Here is a 17,131-nt window from a genome sequence, read left to right as displayed (position 1 = left end):
ACATTTGGGTTAAGCAATCAAGACGCCTATTGTCGATTTTGAAATATGGCTTTAAAATGCGCTTTAACTCGTTGACTGAAACCATGATGTATACCTCTTTTTCGATAATCGAGATTATACACTTTTTGTTTTTATTTCAGCGCGTTACTGTCAATGCAAACTAACTAACCAATTAGTTTTGTCCGGTATAGAGAAAAAACGTATACGTACGGGAAAAGACATAAAAAAACGCGCAAGGCTTACCAAGAAAATATCCAAGGTGATCCCATCAACATCTTGTATTTAGATAAATAACTATAGAATAGTTGTAATAAAAGAAAATAGAAAATATTTTAAGCTGTCGTATTTGTGAAATTTTCGTCGTAAGAGTTGAGGAATTAAGAAAAAAGAAGCGGTGAGCTATGAGAACTCTGGTAAACGTTTTGGAATGGGGCAGCAGACTATAAAGGGAGTAGACGTTTAAAACTGAACTTAGTTCGCTCTAAGCCGGATCCTGATGCTTATCAGCCAGAGCGTGAGGGTTAGCACTGTTGGCATTTTCAAAGCCCTGCGACGTCTTGATGTTCGCGATAAAAAAACTTAAATCATCCAAAGGCGGATCCAGAAAAACATCTCTATTGTGCCAAAACCGTAATGAATTAAACAGCAAAGTTGATAAACGTGGAGTTGTCCATGATATGCACAGAACCCACGGGTATTCTGTAAAAGGGCAGAGTTTTTACGGAAAACAAGATTGGGGTGCCGAAAGTAGAACAAATGTCTACAAGCGCTTGAATGAGATCTATTTTAAAGGTAATTAGATTACGTACGGGTTCTGTAGAGGTATTGATGTGTTGGGTAGAAGAAATGCTATTGATTCATATCCCAGAAAACTGTGGTGTTGTTCTGGATAATGCTGCGTTCCATTAAAGTAAAGCTATACAGAAAATAATTAAAGATGCTGGCATACTTTATCTACCGCCTTATTCTCCTGACCTTAATCCCATTGAGAAACAATGGGCTCACGCTAAACAGATAAGACGTTCTACACATTGTTCAATTAACACACGATTTTCTATAACTATTTTATAGTGAATTGTCTATATAATAAGAAAAATGTCTTATCTCTTTTTATAACTGATGAACGTAACTCATAGAAAATTTTTGATCTTAACGACCTTGACCTTTTGTTGGAATACTGTGGGAGCATTCCCTGAAGAGTGGGAAAAGAAATTGGGGGAGTGTACTAACGGTATAAAAGCAATTGATGAAGCGTTAAAAAAGGGGGAAGTCCTCATAAACGGGAGCCAGAAAATGGACCAGTGTATTCGCATTATCTCTGATATCAATAGGCATCTGACACGCTCGCGCGTAACAGAGCGTACAGAGAATACGCAGCTGACACACTCGTACGCAACACAGGATACAGAAAATACGTCCCAAACCTCAAACATACATACTGGACACTCTGCGTCTTGGAAGAAACTTATTCCCGAAATTCAAAAAGCGTATAATCTTTATCAAGATTTAAAGCAAAACTTTCTTTCTGCCTCCGATAAAGACTATGAAAGCATTTCACAGTTAAAACACGATGATCCAAATTATGTAATGAACCTAAATAATTTTATACAAGATACAATAAAACAATTTGAAGAAGAATCAAATTTTTTTTCAAAATTATTAACTGAGGAGGACCTTGTTGATAGTAACTTTAATACTAAGCAACCTCTTCCCTATATAGCATCTGCATTAGGAAGTTTTTACGAAAAATTAATATTATTTTACATTAAATTTATTATGAGAGATTTATTTTTTATGTTAGAACCGTGTGCAACTTTATTAAATGATCCTCAATCAAAGAAAAGAGCTTTAGAATTGTTAGACATAAAAAAATTATACATAGAGAATGAAAGAAAATTTTTGAGGAAGATTATTGAAACTCAAAAAAATAATCAAAATTTACGTATTCAAGAAATTGCAAAACATTCAAAAGAACAGTTACTAACATTTAAAGAACAAATTATTCCAGTAGTAAAAGAAACATTTGAATTGCTCAAAAAAAGTAATCAACAGGAAAAAGACTCAAACAAATGTCTCCACCATGCTGAAAATAGCTTAAAAAGGGTGCTTGAAATTGAAGGACGTACAGAATCAATTTTACAATCACTGGATGAACTAGAACCACACCTACAAAAATTTACATATTAGATTGTATCACAATAAGTGAGTTCATTATCAACAGCACTCAGAGCTGTAAGATACGGCACTCTCTTAAGACAACGCAACCGTTTTTTCTACTCTCTCATGTGTCTTGTGTTGGAGAAAAAGAGAAGCCTTCGTGATAGAGAGTAAAAAGTACACACAGCCTTGAAGTTAAGGTCCCTATTCCCAGAAGGCCTCACATGGCCCAGCGGGCAGACTCCATCAAAGACTGGGTGTAAGGATCTTTGGGGTTCTTTAAAATCTCCATGGTGGAGCCTTGTTCCACCATGCGTCCAGACTTTAGCACAATGACGTGGTGTGCAATGCTCTCCACTACCTTTAAATCATGGGTGATGACAATGTATCCTAAAAAAATACGCTCCTGTAGCGCCACTAAAAGCTGTAAGATCTCTTTTTGGACTGTTACATCCAAGGCGGAGGTAGGTTCATCTAGAATCAATAATTTTGGCTCTAACAGTAAGCTTCTTGCAATGCAAATGCGCTGCCGTTGTCCTCCCGAGAGTTGGTGAGGATAACGGTACACGGTGTCCTGAGCAAGCTCTACCTGAGATAAAATATTTTGTATTCTTATCTTTCTTTCCTCTAAAGACCATAACTTATAGTTTCTCATTCCCTCCATAAGACTTTCCCCCACAGACATCCGGGGATTAAGGGCAGAAAATAAATCCTGAAAAATCATTTGGAAGTGTCGTCTTTCTTGACGTAGTGGCTCCCCTCTTAAAGAAGCTAAAATCTTATCTTGAAACAGTACTTTTCCAGAATAGGGGATTAATTGTGCAATGGCTAAGGCTAATGTGCTTTTTCCTGAACCACTTTCTCCTACAACACTCACCGTTTGGCCAGCTTGTACCTGAAAATTGATAGAATGTAAAATTTTATTGTTTTTTAGCGTAACCTCCAAGTCTTTTACGTGAAGTAACGCTTTAGAAGCATCAGGTTCATGAATCTGGCCCAGAACCTGGTCCGATACCCAGCGCTTGGGAATACTGCTCCACAATTTTTTTGTATAAGGATCTTGGGGCGCTGTCAATATCTTATGGGGTTGGCCCTGTTCTACCAGGTGTCCTTCTTTTAAAATTCCAATATAGTGAGAAATATGCCGTACTAAAGGAAGATTATGGCTGATAAACAGCATAGACATGCCTTGAGTTTCTTGGATGTGCTTCAAGCGTAGGAGCAGTTCTTTTTGTAATGTGACGTCTAAGGCAGTGGTGGGCTCATCGGCAATCAATAAGTCCGGCTTTCCTGAAAGCGCCATAGCAATCATTAAACGCTGCTTTTGCCCTCCAGAAAGCTGATGGGGATAAGCGTCCAGTTTATGCTTAGCATGAGAAAACCCTACCTTATCCAACACATCGAACATTGCCGCCTCTAAATCCTGAGGATGACGCAGTTCTTGATTTCGATGTAAAAGCAGCACTTCTTGCAGTGCGGTTTTTAAGGATTTTAAAGGATTTAACGCACTACTGGGTTCTTGAAAAATCATTCCAATATGCCTGCCCCGCACGTTATACAGCGTACTTTTGGCACAGGTCAACAGGTCGCTCCCCTTAAATAAAATCTGTCCTTTGTAGGACGCATGAAGAGATTTTGGTAACAGACCTAGTATAGAAAGACCTAACATAGATTTTCCCGATCCACTTTCTCCCACCAAAGCTACCGTTTGTCCAGAAAAAATCTCCAAACTAATATGATGTAAAATCTCTTTTTTATCCTTTCCTTGATGAGAATAAAGGGTTAAGGATAGGTCCCGAATAGACAGCAAGGGGCTCATGAGGATCGTCCTGGATCCAAAGCATCTCGCACGCCTTCTCCTACTAAGGTAACTAAGATAAGAATGGTTGCAAGGGTACACAAAGGATAAAGCCCCAGCCACGGTGCATAGAGATTAGACTTTGCTTGCTGCAATAACTCCCCTATAGAAGGGGTTCCTACTTTAAGTCCCACCCCTAAAAAATCTAAGGACGTAAGAGAGGCAATCCCTGCATTGACTAAAAATGGAAATTGAGAAATGCCTGTAACCGTAGCATTAGGCAAAATATGACGCCATATTGTTCGAAAATCTGTCGCTCCCAATACTTTTGCAGATAAGACATAGGGGAGGCCCCGGGCTTTTAAAAACTCTGCCCGAGTCGCTGCAGAAACAGACCTCCAATTAAACAATGCCATGACAAGCGTTAACATTTCTAAAGAAGGTGTAAGAAAACTCGCAATAATCATCAGCATGAACAATACAGGAAGTCCTGCCCAAATTTCTACTAGTCTTTGAGTGTAAAGATCAAAGCGTCCTCCCCAATAACCTTGTAAGGCACCAATCATTAGACCTAAAAGTGTTCCTAAAATTGCTACCCAAAGACCAAACATTAGGCAAGTTCGTGTTCCGTACACAAGCCTAGCCAACACATCTCTGCCCTGCTCATCGGTTCCAAGAGGATGAAGTTCGCAAGGGGCACTGGGAACTGGCTTATGAGATTCTAAGATACGGTATGGACTGTGGCGATACAGAGGCCAGAGCACGCGTCCATGATTTTGTTTCAGAAAGGCACTAAACTCTGGTGCCAAATAGTCCATCTCCAAATCTTCTCCTTTCATAAAACACGTTTCAGGGTAATAGCGGAACACAGGAAAGAAAACACCCCTATCGCATAAAATCAATAATGGTTTATCATTAGCCCAAAAATTAGCACTAAAAGTTCCCCCCATGACCACGATCAATACACATAGGGCCCAAAAGCCTTTTTTATGGGTCTTAAATCGGTGCCAAAATGTATTCATGATGTTTTATTTCCCTCAAAGTGAATACGAGGATCAATCCATGTATAAAGAAGATCACTGATGACGTGTAATACTAATCCGATCAAAGTAAAAAGATAGAGGGAGCCAAAAATAATGGGATAATCGCGATTCCCAATCGCTTCATAGCTTAAAAGTCCGATTCCTTCCAAAGAGAAGATCATCTCTAGCAAAAAAGAACCAGAAAATAACACGTGGAACAACGTTAAAGGAAGATGGGCCATCATTACAATCATGGCATTACGAAAAATGTGTTTAAACAAAATAGTTCGAGGCTTAAACCCAAAAGCATGTGCAGCAACTACATATTGCTTAGAAAGTTCTTCTAAAAACGCATTTTTGGTAAGCAATGTCAGTACTGCAAACCCCGTTAACACCTGAGCACTGACCGGCAATACAAGATGCCATACATAATCTTTTATTTTTCCCCACAAAGATAACGTTCCCCAGTCCCAAGAAAATAAGCCTTGAATAGGAAAATACGAAAAAAAACTCCCTCCTGCAAAAAAAATCATCAGTAATAACGCAAACAAAAATGTCGGAATAGCATAACTCAATATCATAAAAATACTGGTCCAAAAATCAAAATAACTTCCATTACGGACAGCTTTTTGAATGCCTAAAGGAATCGCCACACCATACATAAAAACCATAGACCAAAGACCTAAAGATAATGAAACAGGAAGACTTTTGAGCAACAAAGTAGTAACGTAGTCTCCGCGAAAATAGCTTTTTCCAAAGTCGAAACTTAAGTATTGTTTGATCATCGTATAAAATCGCTTCCAAAGAGGCTGATCCAGGCCAAATTGGCGATTGAGTTCCTTAATCACAGTATCTTGCTCCAGATCTAACGCAGTACTCACGCTCCCTCCCCGTTCTTGCGCAGCATGTTCGATACGATGCAGCATTTGTTCCACTGGTCCGCCAGGAACCAAATGCAGGATAAGAAAGTTAAGAAGAATAATGCTAAATAATGTAGGAATAATGAGTAAGAAACGTTTTAAGATGTATGACAAAGGTTTTAAAGTCTTTTAAGCGTGTTTACTTTATTATTTCAGATCCCCTGAAAAAAATCTACCCTCGCTCTTAAAAAATAAAAATTAACGTTTTTTTGAACAATTTTTTTATGCTCTGTCCTCAATTACGGTAACTGTTTTGGGTTTTTGAAGTAATTTTAATAAAGATTTAAAGGATATATTGTGTTATATTAAATAATATTGTATTAGATGTAAAAATTTGGTATTATAAAAACAAATAAAACTGAATCTGTATAGACAAAAATTAACAAAAAAATAATCTTTAAAGTTTTAGAGTACATAGAAATACAATAATTAGATGAAATAATAAATATAAAAAATTATAGAGCATGCAGTTAGAAAACGCTTAGGGTACAATAGTAAACTTGATTATAAAAAGAGTGGTATGGATGCTAAATTTACTGTAAGTAAAGCTTAGGTTTCAGTAGTATAAAAAGTCTAGGATTCAGCCATAAAACAACTTGTTACCTATAAAAAAGCAAGTGAAGAAAAGCGAGATAAGTACTGGAAAGCTTTTCGTGTTTTGATAAAAGCGGTATTCAATTGAAATACGTGCAAAGATAAGGATTAGGAAAAAAAGTAAAAAATTTCTGGCTAAAAAGAGTGATACCCATTACGAAAGAACAAATGCGTACAGCAGGTTTATTAAATAATAAATCCATAGCGCCAATCATGTTTAACGTCTTCTATGACGCTGAACGCTTTAATCATTGGGTTAGAAGATTGGTTGACCAAAGTGGCTAAAAAGGGACAAAATTTTGATGATGGATAACGCTTATTTCCATACGTCTCAGAAAATGTAATCGGTGCATTTGATACAAAGTTTCTAACCGCTATGTTTCGCTGATCTGAACTCAATAGAGCATTTTTAGACAAATGACTGAGTTTTACGCATCTCTACAATGCGTTGAAACAGTTTTTTTCACACTTAATTCAATATAATATTACTATACAGTCGTAAAAGTATAGCTTATGAAAACTCTGTGAAGCATTGCTGCTATTCTTTTTGCACAAAGAGATGATTTCAATTCCATAACACTTGTCATTGTTCATGATCCTTCAACTTTGGTATGATCCGAAACTCTTTTTATATGTGTACAAGCCGTGGTACTGAATAGAAAGCTTATTTCTACAACTAAAATGTTTTGAAATAGTTTGTCAAAATTTTGATATGCTAGCCAAAAATTACAAGAATCTATATCTTGTCTTGTTATTCCTAATCTTCTTCAAAAAAAAGAAAAACCCCCTCTTTTTTATCGCCTATTAGCGATACAATGATCATTAAGTTATAAATGAGATTAATGCAATATGTGTTTTTAAAATTTAATCAATAAATTCAGGATATACAAAAAAATGCTAGGATGTGTCACTAATCTTGTAATCCTTTCAAGCAAATAAGAATGCTAGCCACTAAAAATTGTTCCCATAAATGTAATAGTGTGCTGCTATTGGTCTGAATAGCTTGACGAGATTAAAACCCCATCTTCGGAATTTAAATCAAAATTTCATAGAAAGTAATAATAAAATTTGCAGATATAGTAAACTAACAATAGGATAGTTATAATAGGAGAAAATATATTTAAAGATGTCGTATTCATTAATTAGAATTTTCGTCGTAAGGGTTGAGGAATTAAGAAGAAAAGAAGGGGTGGGCTATGAGGACTCTGGTAAACGTTTTGGAATGGGCAAGCAAACTATAGAGGAACTAAGCGCTTAGAACCAAACTTAGTTCGCTCTAAGCTAGACAACATAATAGACATAATAAACATAAACTGTTTATAACAGGATATTACGATGGATCCTGACGCCTTAAGTCAGAGCGAGCAAAGCGCTTTGGGGTTAGCGTTGTTGGTATTTTGAAAGCCCTAAGACGTTTTGGCGCTCGCTATAAAAAATCTTAAATTATTCAAAAACGGATCCAGAGAAAAGATCTGTATTCTACCAAAAGCGTGATGAATTAAACAATAAAGAAAAACACAGTGCTTTCATTAATGAACGTGCATTTGCCCATGATATGCCAAGAACGCACGGGTATTCTGTAAAAGAGAAACGTTGTTAGGGAAAACAGCATTTTGGGTACCAAAAGCAGAACAAATGCTATAAGCGCTTTAATTGGATACACTTGACTGTGTATTGCTTGCGGGTTCTATAGAGATATTGATTTTTTGGGTAGAGGAACTGTTCTTAATCAATATCCCAAACAAAAAGGGTACTGTCATGAATAATGCTGCTTTCCATAAAGGTAAAGCTATGCAGAAAATGATTAAGGATGCTGGTCATACTTTACCTCCCTCCTTTTCTTCTGACCTTAATCTCATTGAGAAATAATGGGCTCACGTTACACAGAGAAGACGTGCTAAAAATTGTTCAATTGATGTGCTACTCTTTATACTCATTCTATAGGTAGTTTGCTATATACCAAGATAAGGACTCTAATTGCGCTCTTTATAATTTGAGCAAGTGTTTTCACAAAATAATAAAAAGATTGACTATTTCAGTATTTGTAAAGACTAATTTTCAAAGTTCATGCATACAATATGTTTTAATTTTTTACGAATGTGCATATTAATTTTTGCTTAAAACAAGGGAATAATATATCTATTAAGGGAAGAAGATGAATTTTAAACTTTAATCCCTAAACGTCTAACTTTGAAATATTTGAGGCATTATATATTTAAGTAGGCTAACTTAATAAAGTATAGATTGTAAACGTTTTAAAAGTTAAATTATTAGATTGCAACGACTCCATAGTCGTCATTGGATGGCTCGCTTTAAACGCAGGCCTAAGGCCTTATCGCGGAGTCTAGATATGATGCAACGGTATCTCCTTATTTTTCATGGTTTTCAAGATTAACCCAAAAATCTAAAGCCTATTATTACTTCCTTTACAGCATATTCTATCAATAAGAAAATAATATGTTTTCTATATAGTTCTTTATTAGGATTAAAATGAAAAAAAAAGTTATGAGAAAGAATATTTTTTCTAACTCTTCAAGAGTAGGTGGGGTAATATTGGTGCTCTTCAGTGTACAGATCTCTCACGCTTTAAAAGACATGCAAGAAGAATCAAATGAAGAAAATTCGCATCTTAAGAATCTCGAACATAAACTGTTATCTCTAAACTCAGGCGATAAAGATGTGGATGTAGAGAAAGAGTCCAATCCCTCTCTTCTGCGGTCTGAAGCTCCTAAGAATCTTAAAAAAAATCTTTCTAGCCACTCAAATACTTTAACGCGTTCTAAAAGAGTTTCCTTGGTTAAAAAAGCTTCGTCTTCCCGAAAGCTTCGGTCCAAACGTACGGCTGTGAATAATGACGAATCCAAAGATACATACAGTACCGTAGACGTACTTCCTCAAAGTAGTTCCAACACTTCACTGTCTGAAAATAAGCGTTATCCTAAAGCATATCAAGAAGACCAAAACAAAAAGCATTTGGACTCCCAAGAGGCTCTAAATGTTAACCCTTTGGGTAAGATCTCTGCTAAATACTTTTCTGCCGTGACGTACTGGATGTCAAAAAAAGTAAAAGATTTTTCTCAAACTTTTTTCTATCCCGGGCTTTCCGGAGGAAAATGGATTCCTCAGCTTGTAAAAAATTTAGCTCAAAACGTTTCTTATCGTTATTTAAAGGGGAGTAAAGAAGTCGTTAGTGCTGCATTAGATTTGTTTAAAATGTATGTATCCATTGCGCAAAAAACGGTTGAAGACGTAAAAAACGTGGTCAGTACTGGAGCAGAATTTGCAGCTTCTGCGCTTCTGGGAGGTCTGGGATCCTTGGTGGGCTCTGTAGCTTCTAATGCAGTATCTTATGCAGTGGGCGCCACCAATCCGGTGCTATTAGTGATGAATGTTATGAAGGATTTGGGATCGCTAAACATCATGGGAAAGGTTCTTTTGTATGGATTTCAAATGTCACAGAACACGTTTATCAATGTACTCTCAGATGTAGGAAGAAGCCTTTTTACGAAAGAAAAAGTGTTTCGAAATTTATTTAAATCTCCAGAGGTCTATAAATCCGTTGTGGATAAATATGTGTTTGAAAAATTCTTTAAGGTACTTATCAATACGCTCATTGGAATTTATGGAATATATCACTTAAGCTCGCTCTATCATGGAGATTATTCTTCAAGTTATACCCAATCTTTTCAAAAACTTGCTGAGGTCATCAAAGAAGTAGGAGGCCAACTCCCCAAAATATTTCCAGAGCTTCTTCAAAAAAAAGGATGGATTAATAAAGCTTATGGAATGTATAAAATTTTATTTAATAATACCATTGCACTGAAAAAGTTTCAAAAAAGTATTTTGATATTACAAAGTGCACTGCTTCGTACTCTGCAAGAAATGGTGGCCTTGGGATCTAAGCATTGGTCTAAAGGAGGGTATGAATCCGTTAAGTTGTTTGATGTTTGGCTCCAGAGTACAATATCGGGAGTTTCTACTGCACTGAATGTTCAATCAGGAAAAGTAGGTATGGAAATTGCTGTCAATGAAGCAGTAAGGGATACGCCCCGAGTTTTAGGGAATGCCGCAGTTCGAGGAATAGAATGGGGAAAATCTTGGTTTTAAGAAAAAGGAGAGGCTAAAAATTTTCTGAAGCACTTGGAGAAGAGCGTAAATTTTAGCCGTAATTCTGAAGTAATTTCAAATATCATAAATAACGAAAAAAAATATTTAACCAAATAACGATAGAATAGCTATAATAAAAGAGAAAATATTTAAAAATATCGTATTCATTGGATTTTCTTCGTAAAGGGTTAGGCACTAAGAAGAAAGAAGGGATGAGCTATGAAAAATCGGCTAGACGTTTTAAAATGGGTAAGCAGACTATAGAGGGAGTACGCGTTTAGAACCGAAATTTGTTCGCTATAAGCCAGCCAGAACAATAGACATGAAACTGTTTAAAACACCCTTTCACGATGGATCCTAATGCTTATAAGCCAACGTGAGCGGAGGGTTTTGGGGGTAGGGCTGTTGGTATTTTGAAAGCCCTGGGACGTCTTAATGTTCGCTATAACAAAAAAACCTTAGAACCTATTATTTATGGATGAGCGATCCGCTTTATCAAGCGTATAGAATTAGGGATCATCACCCTATTTTCGAGAGCGGTTACAGCAATTTCGTACGCTTTAGACAATTTTGAATAGTGATTGAGCCAAGCAACGCTTCGTTCAACGACCCATCTTTTGGCGAGTTCAGCCCATCCTGGGGTTCTGAAATTTCAATTGTCTTGTTCAGAATGTTTCCCGAAAACGCTAGCATGGTTTTTCCATACCCGGTATCGGCGCAAACGCTTTTGAGTGTCGGATAGTGTTGCAGAGCCTCTTAAAAAATATTGCACCCCCTTACTGTATCATATTGATTCGCGTCATGAACAGTAGCGTGCACTAAATTGCCTTGTGTATCCACAATACTATGGCGTTTAGGTTCCTTTATTTTTTTCCTCCGTCAATGCCGCGTTGTTCTCAAGCCCCGGCAGTTTTGACACTGTGTGAATCAATGCTGCGATAGCTCAAGTCTTCACTTTCACCAGCCGTGATTTGACGTATCTTGACAAGGGCGCTCAGTACTTTTCCTATATTCCTTTGATCCTGCATCTTTGATAAAACGAATGTACAGTGGAGTATGGCAGAAAATCTTTAGGAAGGATTCGCCATGGGTAGTCGCTCTTTATTATGTAGAATACTCTATTAACATGCTCTTTCTTTTGGTGTTTACTTTTATTACCATACTTGCTCCATTCAAAATGATCTTTAATTAGCTTCCATTTATGAATCCCTCATTCTTATTACCGCCAAACTTGACTATACTCCCTCCTTTTATTCATGCATACAGGTTTTTATTTTACCGATCGTCTTATTCTTCTGACCTTAATCCCATTGAGAAATAATGGGCTCAGGTTAAACAGATAAGACGCTCTACAAATTGTTGAATTTACGCGTTACTCTTTATAACCGTTTTATAGTTATCTGACTATAAATAGGGAGAGTACATTCAAGAAATTTAACTAAAAAAACAATGAGAATTAATAAAAAATTATTTTAGTACAAGAAAATACAGCGCAAGAATAGTTAAAAATCATTAATGTATTTGATAGAAGTCTTGATGGGGAAAAGAGTACCCCTAATAAGCGGAATATAGTCACACATATTCATGGAAAAAAAGTTCATAATACTGATATTTGAATGTAATGTTTTTTAATCTGTCTTGAATCACTATTCCACTCTAAAAGATTTATGTGCTGATGCAAGCTATAGAAAAACTATGATAGCCTTTATTCAACCCGTTTGCCAAAAAAGCATTGCGATCTGAGTTTGTATCCCGCCTGGATGGGCTATTTTTGTTAAAAGATGAGAGGAGATCGCGTGCGCAGGGTTTTTGGCTTAGTTACTTTAAAAGACCATCTAAAGATTATAAAATACCTTTAGTTCGGCTTAAATATATTGTTACGATTGCTCACCGTGCGCTCACTATTAAAAGACTCACATAATCTGTGAACATGGCTTCTAAAAATGAAAGCACTTTGATTAATCAAAAGTATATAAAAAGTGAAATTAATCTCAGTGAAGTATTGAAGCAAGTACACGAAACAAGAATTTTCGATTGTAAGACACTAATCATACTTTTTACTTACCTTAATCAGATCAAAATTTTACACTAAATTAAAAGCAGCTGTAATAAATAGAATGTTTATTATAGATTTTTCACCAAAAGAATGCAAGGATTGTTCTACTATGCTTAAAAAATTGGGCCAGTAAATTGTGGTACTTCTATCACTCAAACAGAACTCAGTCGAGCTGATTATCTATATAAAGCTCAAGCCAAGCTTTATTTTTGATGTCTGCAGGCTCTTCGTTTCTGGTATGCGTCCAGAGTCATCAAATACCTTAAAACCGGAGTTTAATAATTTATGGGTAAAACCCCTACCTAATACAAAAATACTTAGCCTGTCATCTATAAAACAAAAAAATATGTGAGTCAAATTTCTGATGCAGTGATTACAGAGAGTACACTGGTTTCAATACTGAAAATCTTTGAGGTGAGTGCGTTCATAGACAAAACAAGAGAATTTTCGGATAGTATACATGCAGGTAAATTATGATAGTTATAAGCGGAAATAGTCATCCCATACTTGCTAAACAGATAGCAGGGAAACTTAGGTGCGATTGTATTATTGCAAACACTAAGAAATTTTCGGATCAAGAACTAAAAATTCAAATAAATAATAATTTGTATGGTGATGACGTAATTATATTGCAATCCACAACAAAACCTGCAAACGATCACTTGATGGAGCTTTTGTTGCTTGCAGATACGGCAAAAAGAGCCAATTGCAATAGTATCACCGCAGTTATTCCCTATTTCGGCTATAGCAGACAAGACAGACCATCCTACGAATACGGCCCCATATCGGCACGTTTAGTTGCGAGACTGCTTGAAATCAGTGGTATTGACAGAGTAATAACTTTAGACTTACATTCCAGACAATCGGAAGGGTTTTTTAAGATTGAAGTTAAAAATCTTGACCCAACAGATCTTTTTATGAATGTATTAGAGAAAAGTAATTATGATATAGTTGTTTCTCCTGATAGCGGTGGTTTGCTAAAAGCCCAGATATTAGCCTCAAAACTTGGTACTGATCTTGCGATTATGAACAAAATTCGTGATTTTAACGGTAAGTGCACTATATTCGATGTTATCGGCAATATTACTGAAAAAAATTGTATCATTATAGATGACATAGTAGATACCGGCGGTACTTTATGTGAAGCATTGAAGATGTTAATTCAAAATGGCGCACATTCAGTAAGTGCTTGTATTACCCATGCCGTGTTTTCTGAAAATTGTATCAGTAGAATAAGAAAGGCTAGATTTAATAAATTGTTTGTAACAGATACTCTATATCATAGAAAACTACCTTCTTTTATCAAAGTCATTGAAACAAGTGAGATGATCGTTAAGCTTTTGTTGGGCTGTAATAAATGACTGTCTCAGCTCCCTACTACTGCCATTTTCTTTCTCTAAAAAATAAAGCCTTACTCCAAACCCCATGTACAATCAAGGCTTTGAAGAGATGTATCGCTTGGTTTCTAGTATTTACCCATGTATCAGAGATGGAGAGCATAGAAATAGAGCTTTTAGCAATACAATACTAAGCAGTGTTGACATATTTTAAAAAAAAGCGATATTCTCTATGAAAACAAGGATTTATGCCTTATACAAAGCACCTGAAAAACGATTAATTTGAGGAGATAGAGCATAGTATTACCTCGTTTTTCTGGGGTACTAGGATGTCTTGTGGATGACAATGGTTTTTTTCTGGAAGGCGTAATTTGGGTGGGCTGAAATGGTGATTGATCGGTTCTCTCTTAAGAAAGTACGGAAAGGGGGTGAGCGTTCATAAACGCTGGGAAGAAAAAGGCATGTGTCAGATGGTATTCAACATCCTGGTGAAAGATTAGGGCAGAGCATGGAGGATGATTGATTCCACCATTGTGCGTGGTCATCAGCAGGCTTCTGGTTCAAAAAAGAGCTCAAACTCAAGCATTAGGACGCGCTTGTGGCGAATTTTCTACCAAGATGCATGCTGCTTTCGATACGCGCGGTCACCTCATTTGATGTATTTTAACAGCAGAAGAAGCGTTCGATTACAAACGCTTTGAGGCTTTTGGAAGGTCTGAAAAACAAGGTTATCCTGGAAGACAAAAGATAAGATACTGGGTATATAGGTATGAAAAGTATTAAAATGGAGGGCGAAAGTGTGATTTCTTCAAAATCTCATCGCAAAAAACTGCGAGATTTTCACAAAGACTTTTATAGAGCAGTCCACTATTATGGAGTTTTAGGTTCAATACAACCAAGTATTTTTGGCGCATTACAACGTGCTACGACACAACAGAAGCGGCTTTCCGGGCTTTCGTTACTATCGCTGGTGCCTTCCTATGCTCTCAATAATTATATCAACATTATCTAAAATTTCAGAAAGTTTATTGATAGTAAAAAGCAGAAAAAAATAAAAAGATTGTAAAATATCATCACAGCAGTAACTTTAAATGTCCATAAGAGCCCAGGGCTACCTCGTAAAAGAAATATTTGAAAAAAGAAAAATAATAAGAAAATGCCTTGGAGGGTGAACAATTTAAGGTAAGGTTCATGAAAGAAGTAGAAGAAGGGAGTTTAGATTATTTGAACCCCCTAAAAGATCCTAGGTCCAATAGGAATAGGGTGCATGAGATGTCTGAGGTATTCTTAGAGGCTTTGATTAAGGAGTTAAACCCAGGATAAGGTGGAGTAATGGATAATACTGAGGTCCATCCCTCTCAAAGAAGAAGGATCTTAGTACATCTGTTGGGTGAAAACTCATTATCCTTATCTGCTTATTCGCCTGACTTAGCCCCCATTAAGAAATTCTGAGCTACTATGAAACCATAGATTAGAGATCTATTAACTCAATTATATAAGACATAAAATACTTCTTTATAATATACCTAATCCTACCCGCTTTACTATAATTTCTTATATTGAGTAATGTTACGGTTAATCCATCGTTTTATAGTATCCAAAAATTTCTTTATAGGAGGTAGATTATGTAAATAAGGAGGTGAAAAGATTATTGAGCAGCCAATAGATTGAATGAGCGCTCTTGTCTTTTGGGTGTATGGCATGAAGCATGATGCTTAATCAAGACAGGGTTTGGTAGCCAGCTATACTATGGATTCTTTTGTACCACACTTTTTACCTAAACGCTCTTCACTTTTTGACTTTACCCTATATATTCTCAAAGCGCTATATTAACACTGTTTTCATCAATATATACAAAACTTTTCTTTATTGTATGTTTTATAATTGCTACATATCTATCTCACTTTTCTTGCTATGATTCCACATAAGAAAAGGATTTTTTTATACATAAAGTCTATCTTATTTAATACTACTCCGGAATATCCTTTCTTGTGGAAAAGAGAACCCTAATATCTTGTAGTTTAGTATTTTTATTTTCTTTGAAAAATGATTTTATCTTTGCGTAATGTAACGTTTACACGTTAAAGGTTTTCTAGCATAGTAGTTTCCTTCTTTTTTATTTTTATTACTTCATCGATTTACTGTATTCCTGTGTACTTCAAAAACTTATGATGCTTTTTTTATTTTTTTGTTTAGATAATAGATTATTTTTTTTAAAATTGTTACTGTATGGTCTTATAAACATTTCTATTCGTATACTACTATGGTTTTGTACCTAATTCAAGGTGCTTTATTATATGAAAGAGCATTACAGCGTAGGTTATACAATACCAGGGATGCATAAGCGGCTTCATTCTAAAAGATTGCAGTAGTAAACTCCTAAAAATCTAGCCAGCTTCAGCATTACAACAAAAAGCATTTCTATCCTACAATAGGAGTTTAAAAAATAGACCGGCGTTGATAAGCCGATGTTATTTATGGATTTTGTTCATTCAACACAGAGAACAAAATTGTCTTATGGACGTAAATGTTGGCACAACAGTCCGCTAAACACGATTAATCATTGCTCCAATGTAATACTAGCAAAGCAATTCAATACGATACTCCTTCATGATTTTTACTCGAATGCTAAGCCATGCCTATCCTAGCTCTCATCACAGCGGGTAGCTTCGCTTATTCTTCGAAAGCTACTGAATTGTGGGATAAACTTCAATACAGTGATGAAATTCTTCAGCAACTTTTCTTTATAAGGAACAGAATAACGCTTTTTTTCTTGCAGCTGTTCCTATGGGCTGAATCGCTCTTTGAAGGAAAATCGTTGTTGGATTTAAAATTAGAGCTGTAAAGATTTGATATACAAATGTGAAAACTAAGACATCAATGAGATAGGCTATTACAAAGCCTATGATACTAGAGTCACCTGATTTTACTTTGAACACGAGTTTTGTTTGCACCCAAAAATTCCGCGCACAAAGTCCGATGATGGTGAGATAAAGATGATTTTTTCGTCTAGAAGTAGCGCTGTTAGAGGCTTTACTCGCTTTTTTCAAGCTCAAGTACTTCAGTGATTAGTATTTTTTAGTCACTTTTCCTTAGCCACACCTTATGTTTTTATGCGCACCATTAAGAACACAGCCCTT

At 36.1% G+C, this 17,131-nt stretch carries 16 protein-coding genes; 9 read left to right on the top strand and 7 right to left on the bottom strand.

The features are described from left to right. The first annotated feature begins 560 nt into the window (after positions 1-560). From HCUR_RS00155 to HCUR_RS00145, 4 genes are read left to right on the top strand one after another with little or no spacing between them, the layout of a single operon-like run. Positions 561-800 (top strand): hypothetical protein, encoded by a 240-nt coding sequence (locus HCUR_RS00155; protein ID WP_104206237.1) that lies wholly within the window; start codon positions 561-563, stop codon positions 798-800. Continuing rightward, positions 775-909: a hypothetical protein gene (locus HCUR_RS09960; protein WP_423751877.1), complete on the top strand. Its 135-nt coding sequence runs from the start codon at positions 775-777 to the stop codon at positions 907-909. Before HCUR_RS00155 ends, HCUR_RS09960 begins: the two co-directional genes overlap by 26 nt. A gap of 9 nt (positions 910-918) precedes the next feature. Further along, a complete protein-coding gene (locus HCUR_RS00150) occupies positions 919-1,071 on the top strand; it encodes a transposase (protein WP_104206240.1) in 153 nt (50 codons plus the stop codon). 48 nt (positions 1,072-1,119) lie between these two features. Beyond that, complete coding sequence (locus tag HCUR_RS00145) at positions 1,120-2,187, top strand: hypothetical protein (RefSeq protein WP_104206236.1); 1,068 nt, start codon at positions 1,120-1,122, stop codon at positions 2,185-2,187. Positions 2,188-2,377: 190 nt separating this feature from the next. Here HCUR_RS00145 and HCUR_RS00140 read toward each other — a convergent pair whose 3' ends face one another. From HCUR_RS00140 to HCUR_RS00130, 3 genes are read right to left on the bottom strand one after another with little or no spacing between them, the layout of a single operon-like run. Next, complete coding sequence (locus HCUR_RS00140) at positions 2,378-3,976, bottom strand: dipeptide ABC transporter ATP-binding protein (protein ID WP_104206235.1); 1,599 nt, start codon at positions 3,974-3,976, stop codon at positions 2,378-2,380. After that, entirely contained in the window at positions 3,973-4,977 is a 1,005-nt protein-coding gene (locus HCUR_RS00135; protein ID WP_104206234.1) for an ABC transporter permease subunit, read from the bottom strand. Before HCUR_RS00135 ends, HCUR_RS00140 begins: the two co-directional genes overlap by 4 nt. Then, positions 4,974-6,011, bottom strand: coding sequence for an ABC transporter permease subunit (locus HCUR_RS00130; protein ID WP_104206233.1), 1,038 nt, complete (start codon positions 6,009-6,011; stop codon positions 4,974-4,976). Before HCUR_RS00130 ends, HCUR_RS00135 begins: the two co-directional genes overlap by 4 nt. 2,133 nt (positions 6,012-8,144) lie before the next feature. Here HCUR_RS00130 and HCUR_RS00125 point away from each other — a divergent pair. Together HCUR_RS00125 and HCUR_RS00120 are read left to right on the top strand one after the other, a co-directional pair. Then, on the top strand, positions 8,145-8,360 hold the full coding sequence (locus HCUR_RS00125) for a hypothetical protein (protein WP_104206232.1): 216 nt from the start codon (positions 8,145-8,147) through the stop codon (positions 8,358-8,360). Between the two features lie 636 nt (positions 8,361-8,996). Continuing rightward, complete coding sequence (locus tag HCUR_RS00120; RefSeq protein WP_129591773.1) at positions 8,997-10,598, top strand: hypothetical protein; 1,602 nt, start codon at positions 8,997-8,999, stop codon at positions 10,596-10,598. 540 nt (positions 10,599-11,138) lie between these two features. Here HCUR_RS00120 and HCUR_RS08005 read toward each other — a convergent pair. The 3 genes from HCUR_RS08005 to HCUR_RS09955 form a co-directional block, all read right to left on the bottom strand. Further along, positions 11,139-11,291 (bottom strand): hypothetical protein, encoded by a 153-nt coding sequence (locus tag HCUR_RS08005; protein WP_165780567.1) that lies wholly within the window; start codon positions 11,289-11,291, stop codon positions 11,139-11,141. A 203-nt stretch (positions 11,292-11,494) separates the two neighbouring features. After that, positions 11,495-11,626, bottom strand: coding sequence for a hypothetical protein (locus tag HCUR_RS09715; RefSeq protein WP_279337354.1), 132 nt, complete (start codon positions 11,624-11,626; stop codon positions 11,495-11,497). Further along, entirely contained in the window at positions 11,605-11,787 is a 183-nt protein-coding gene (locus tag HCUR_RS09955; RefSeq protein WP_423751878.1) for a transposase, read from the bottom strand. The genes HCUR_RS09715 and HCUR_RS09955 overlap by 22 nt, the downstream gene beginning before the upstream one ends. 1,340 nt (positions 11,788-13,127) lie before the next feature. Between HCUR_RS09955 and HCUR_RS00110 the strand changes: the two genes are divergently transcribed. From HCUR_RS00110 to HCUR_RS00105, 3 genes are all read left to right on the top strand, one after another. Further along, positions 13,128-14,015: a ribose-phosphate diphosphokinase gene (locus HCUR_RS00110; protein WP_104206230.1), complete on the top strand. Its 888-nt coding sequence runs from the start codon at positions 13,128-13,130 to the stop codon at positions 14,013-14,015. Positions 14,016-14,510: 495 nt separating this feature from the next. Further along, positions 14,511-14,648 (top strand): hypothetical protein, encoded by a 138-nt coding sequence (locus HCUR_RS08000; RefSeq protein WP_165780566.1) that lies wholly within the window; start codon positions 14,511-14,513, stop codon positions 14,646-14,648. A 127-nt stretch (positions 14,649-14,775) separates the two neighbouring features. Beyond that, positions 14,776-15,003: a hypothetical protein gene (locus tag HCUR_RS00105; RefSeq protein WP_129591772.1), complete on the top strand. Its 228-nt coding sequence runs from the start codon at positions 14,776-14,778 to the stop codon at positions 15,001-15,003. Positions 15,004-16,735: 1,732 nt separating this feature from the next. On the opposite strand, the gene HCUR_RS07995 is transcribed toward HCUR_RS00105, so the two are convergent. Next, a complete protein-coding gene (locus HCUR_RS07995; protein WP_165780565.1) occupies positions 16,736-17,041 on the bottom strand; it encodes a hypothetical protein in 306 nt (101 codons plus the stop codon). Between the last annotated feature and the right edge of the window lie 90 nt (positions 17,042-17,131).

The sequence above is a fragment of the Holospora curviuscula genome (assembly GCF_002930195.1).
GTDB lineage: Bacteria > Pseudomonadota > Alphaproteobacteria > Holosporales > Holosporaceae > Holospora > Holospora curviuscula.
Note: the sequence above shows the minus strand (reverse complement) of the source record. Positions and strands in the feature narration are given on the sequence as shown.

Excerpts from the sequence above, each read along its gene's own strand:
- HCUR_RS00155 (WP_104206237.1), top strand. The coding sequence starts at position 561 with ATGTTCGCGATAAAAAAACTTAAATCATCCAAAGGCGGATCCAGAAAA.
- HCUR_RS09960 (WP_423751877.1), top strand. The coding sequence starts at position 775 with ATGAGATCTATTTTAAAGGTAATTAGATTACGTACGGGTTCTGTAGAG.
- HCUR_RS00145 (WP_104206236.1), top strand. The coding sequence starts at position 1,120 with ATGAACGTAACTCATAGAAAATTTTTGATCTTAACGACCTTGACCTTT.
- HCUR_RS00140 (WP_104206235.1), bottom strand. The coding sequence starts at position 3,976 with ATGAGCCCCTTGCTGTCTATTCGGGACCTATCCTTAACCCTTTATTCT.
- HCUR_RS00135 (WP_104206234.1), bottom strand. The coding sequence starts at position 4,977 with ATGAATACATTTTGGCACCGATTTAAGACCCATAAAAAAGGCTTTTGG.
- HCUR_RS00120 (WP_129591773.1), top strand. The coding sequence starts at position 8,997 with ATGAGAAAGAATATTTTTTCTAACTCTTCAAGAGTAGGTGGGGTAATA.
- HCUR_RS08005 (WP_165780567.1), bottom strand. The coding sequence starts at position 11,291 with ATGCTAGCGTTTTCGGGAAACATTCTGAACAAGACAATTGAAATTTCA.
- HCUR_RS09715 (WP_279337354.1), bottom strand. The coding sequence starts at position 11,626 with ATGCAGGATCAAAGGAATATAGGAAAAGTACTGAGCGCCCTTGTCAAG.
- HCUR_RS00110 (WP_104206230.1), top strand. The coding sequence starts at position 13,128 with ATGATAGTTATAAGCGGAAATAGTCATCCCATACTTGCTAAACAGATA.
- HCUR_RS00105 (WP_129591772.1), top strand. The coding sequence starts at position 14,776 with ATGGAGGGCGAAAGTGTGATTTCTTCAAAATCTCATCGCAAAAAACTG.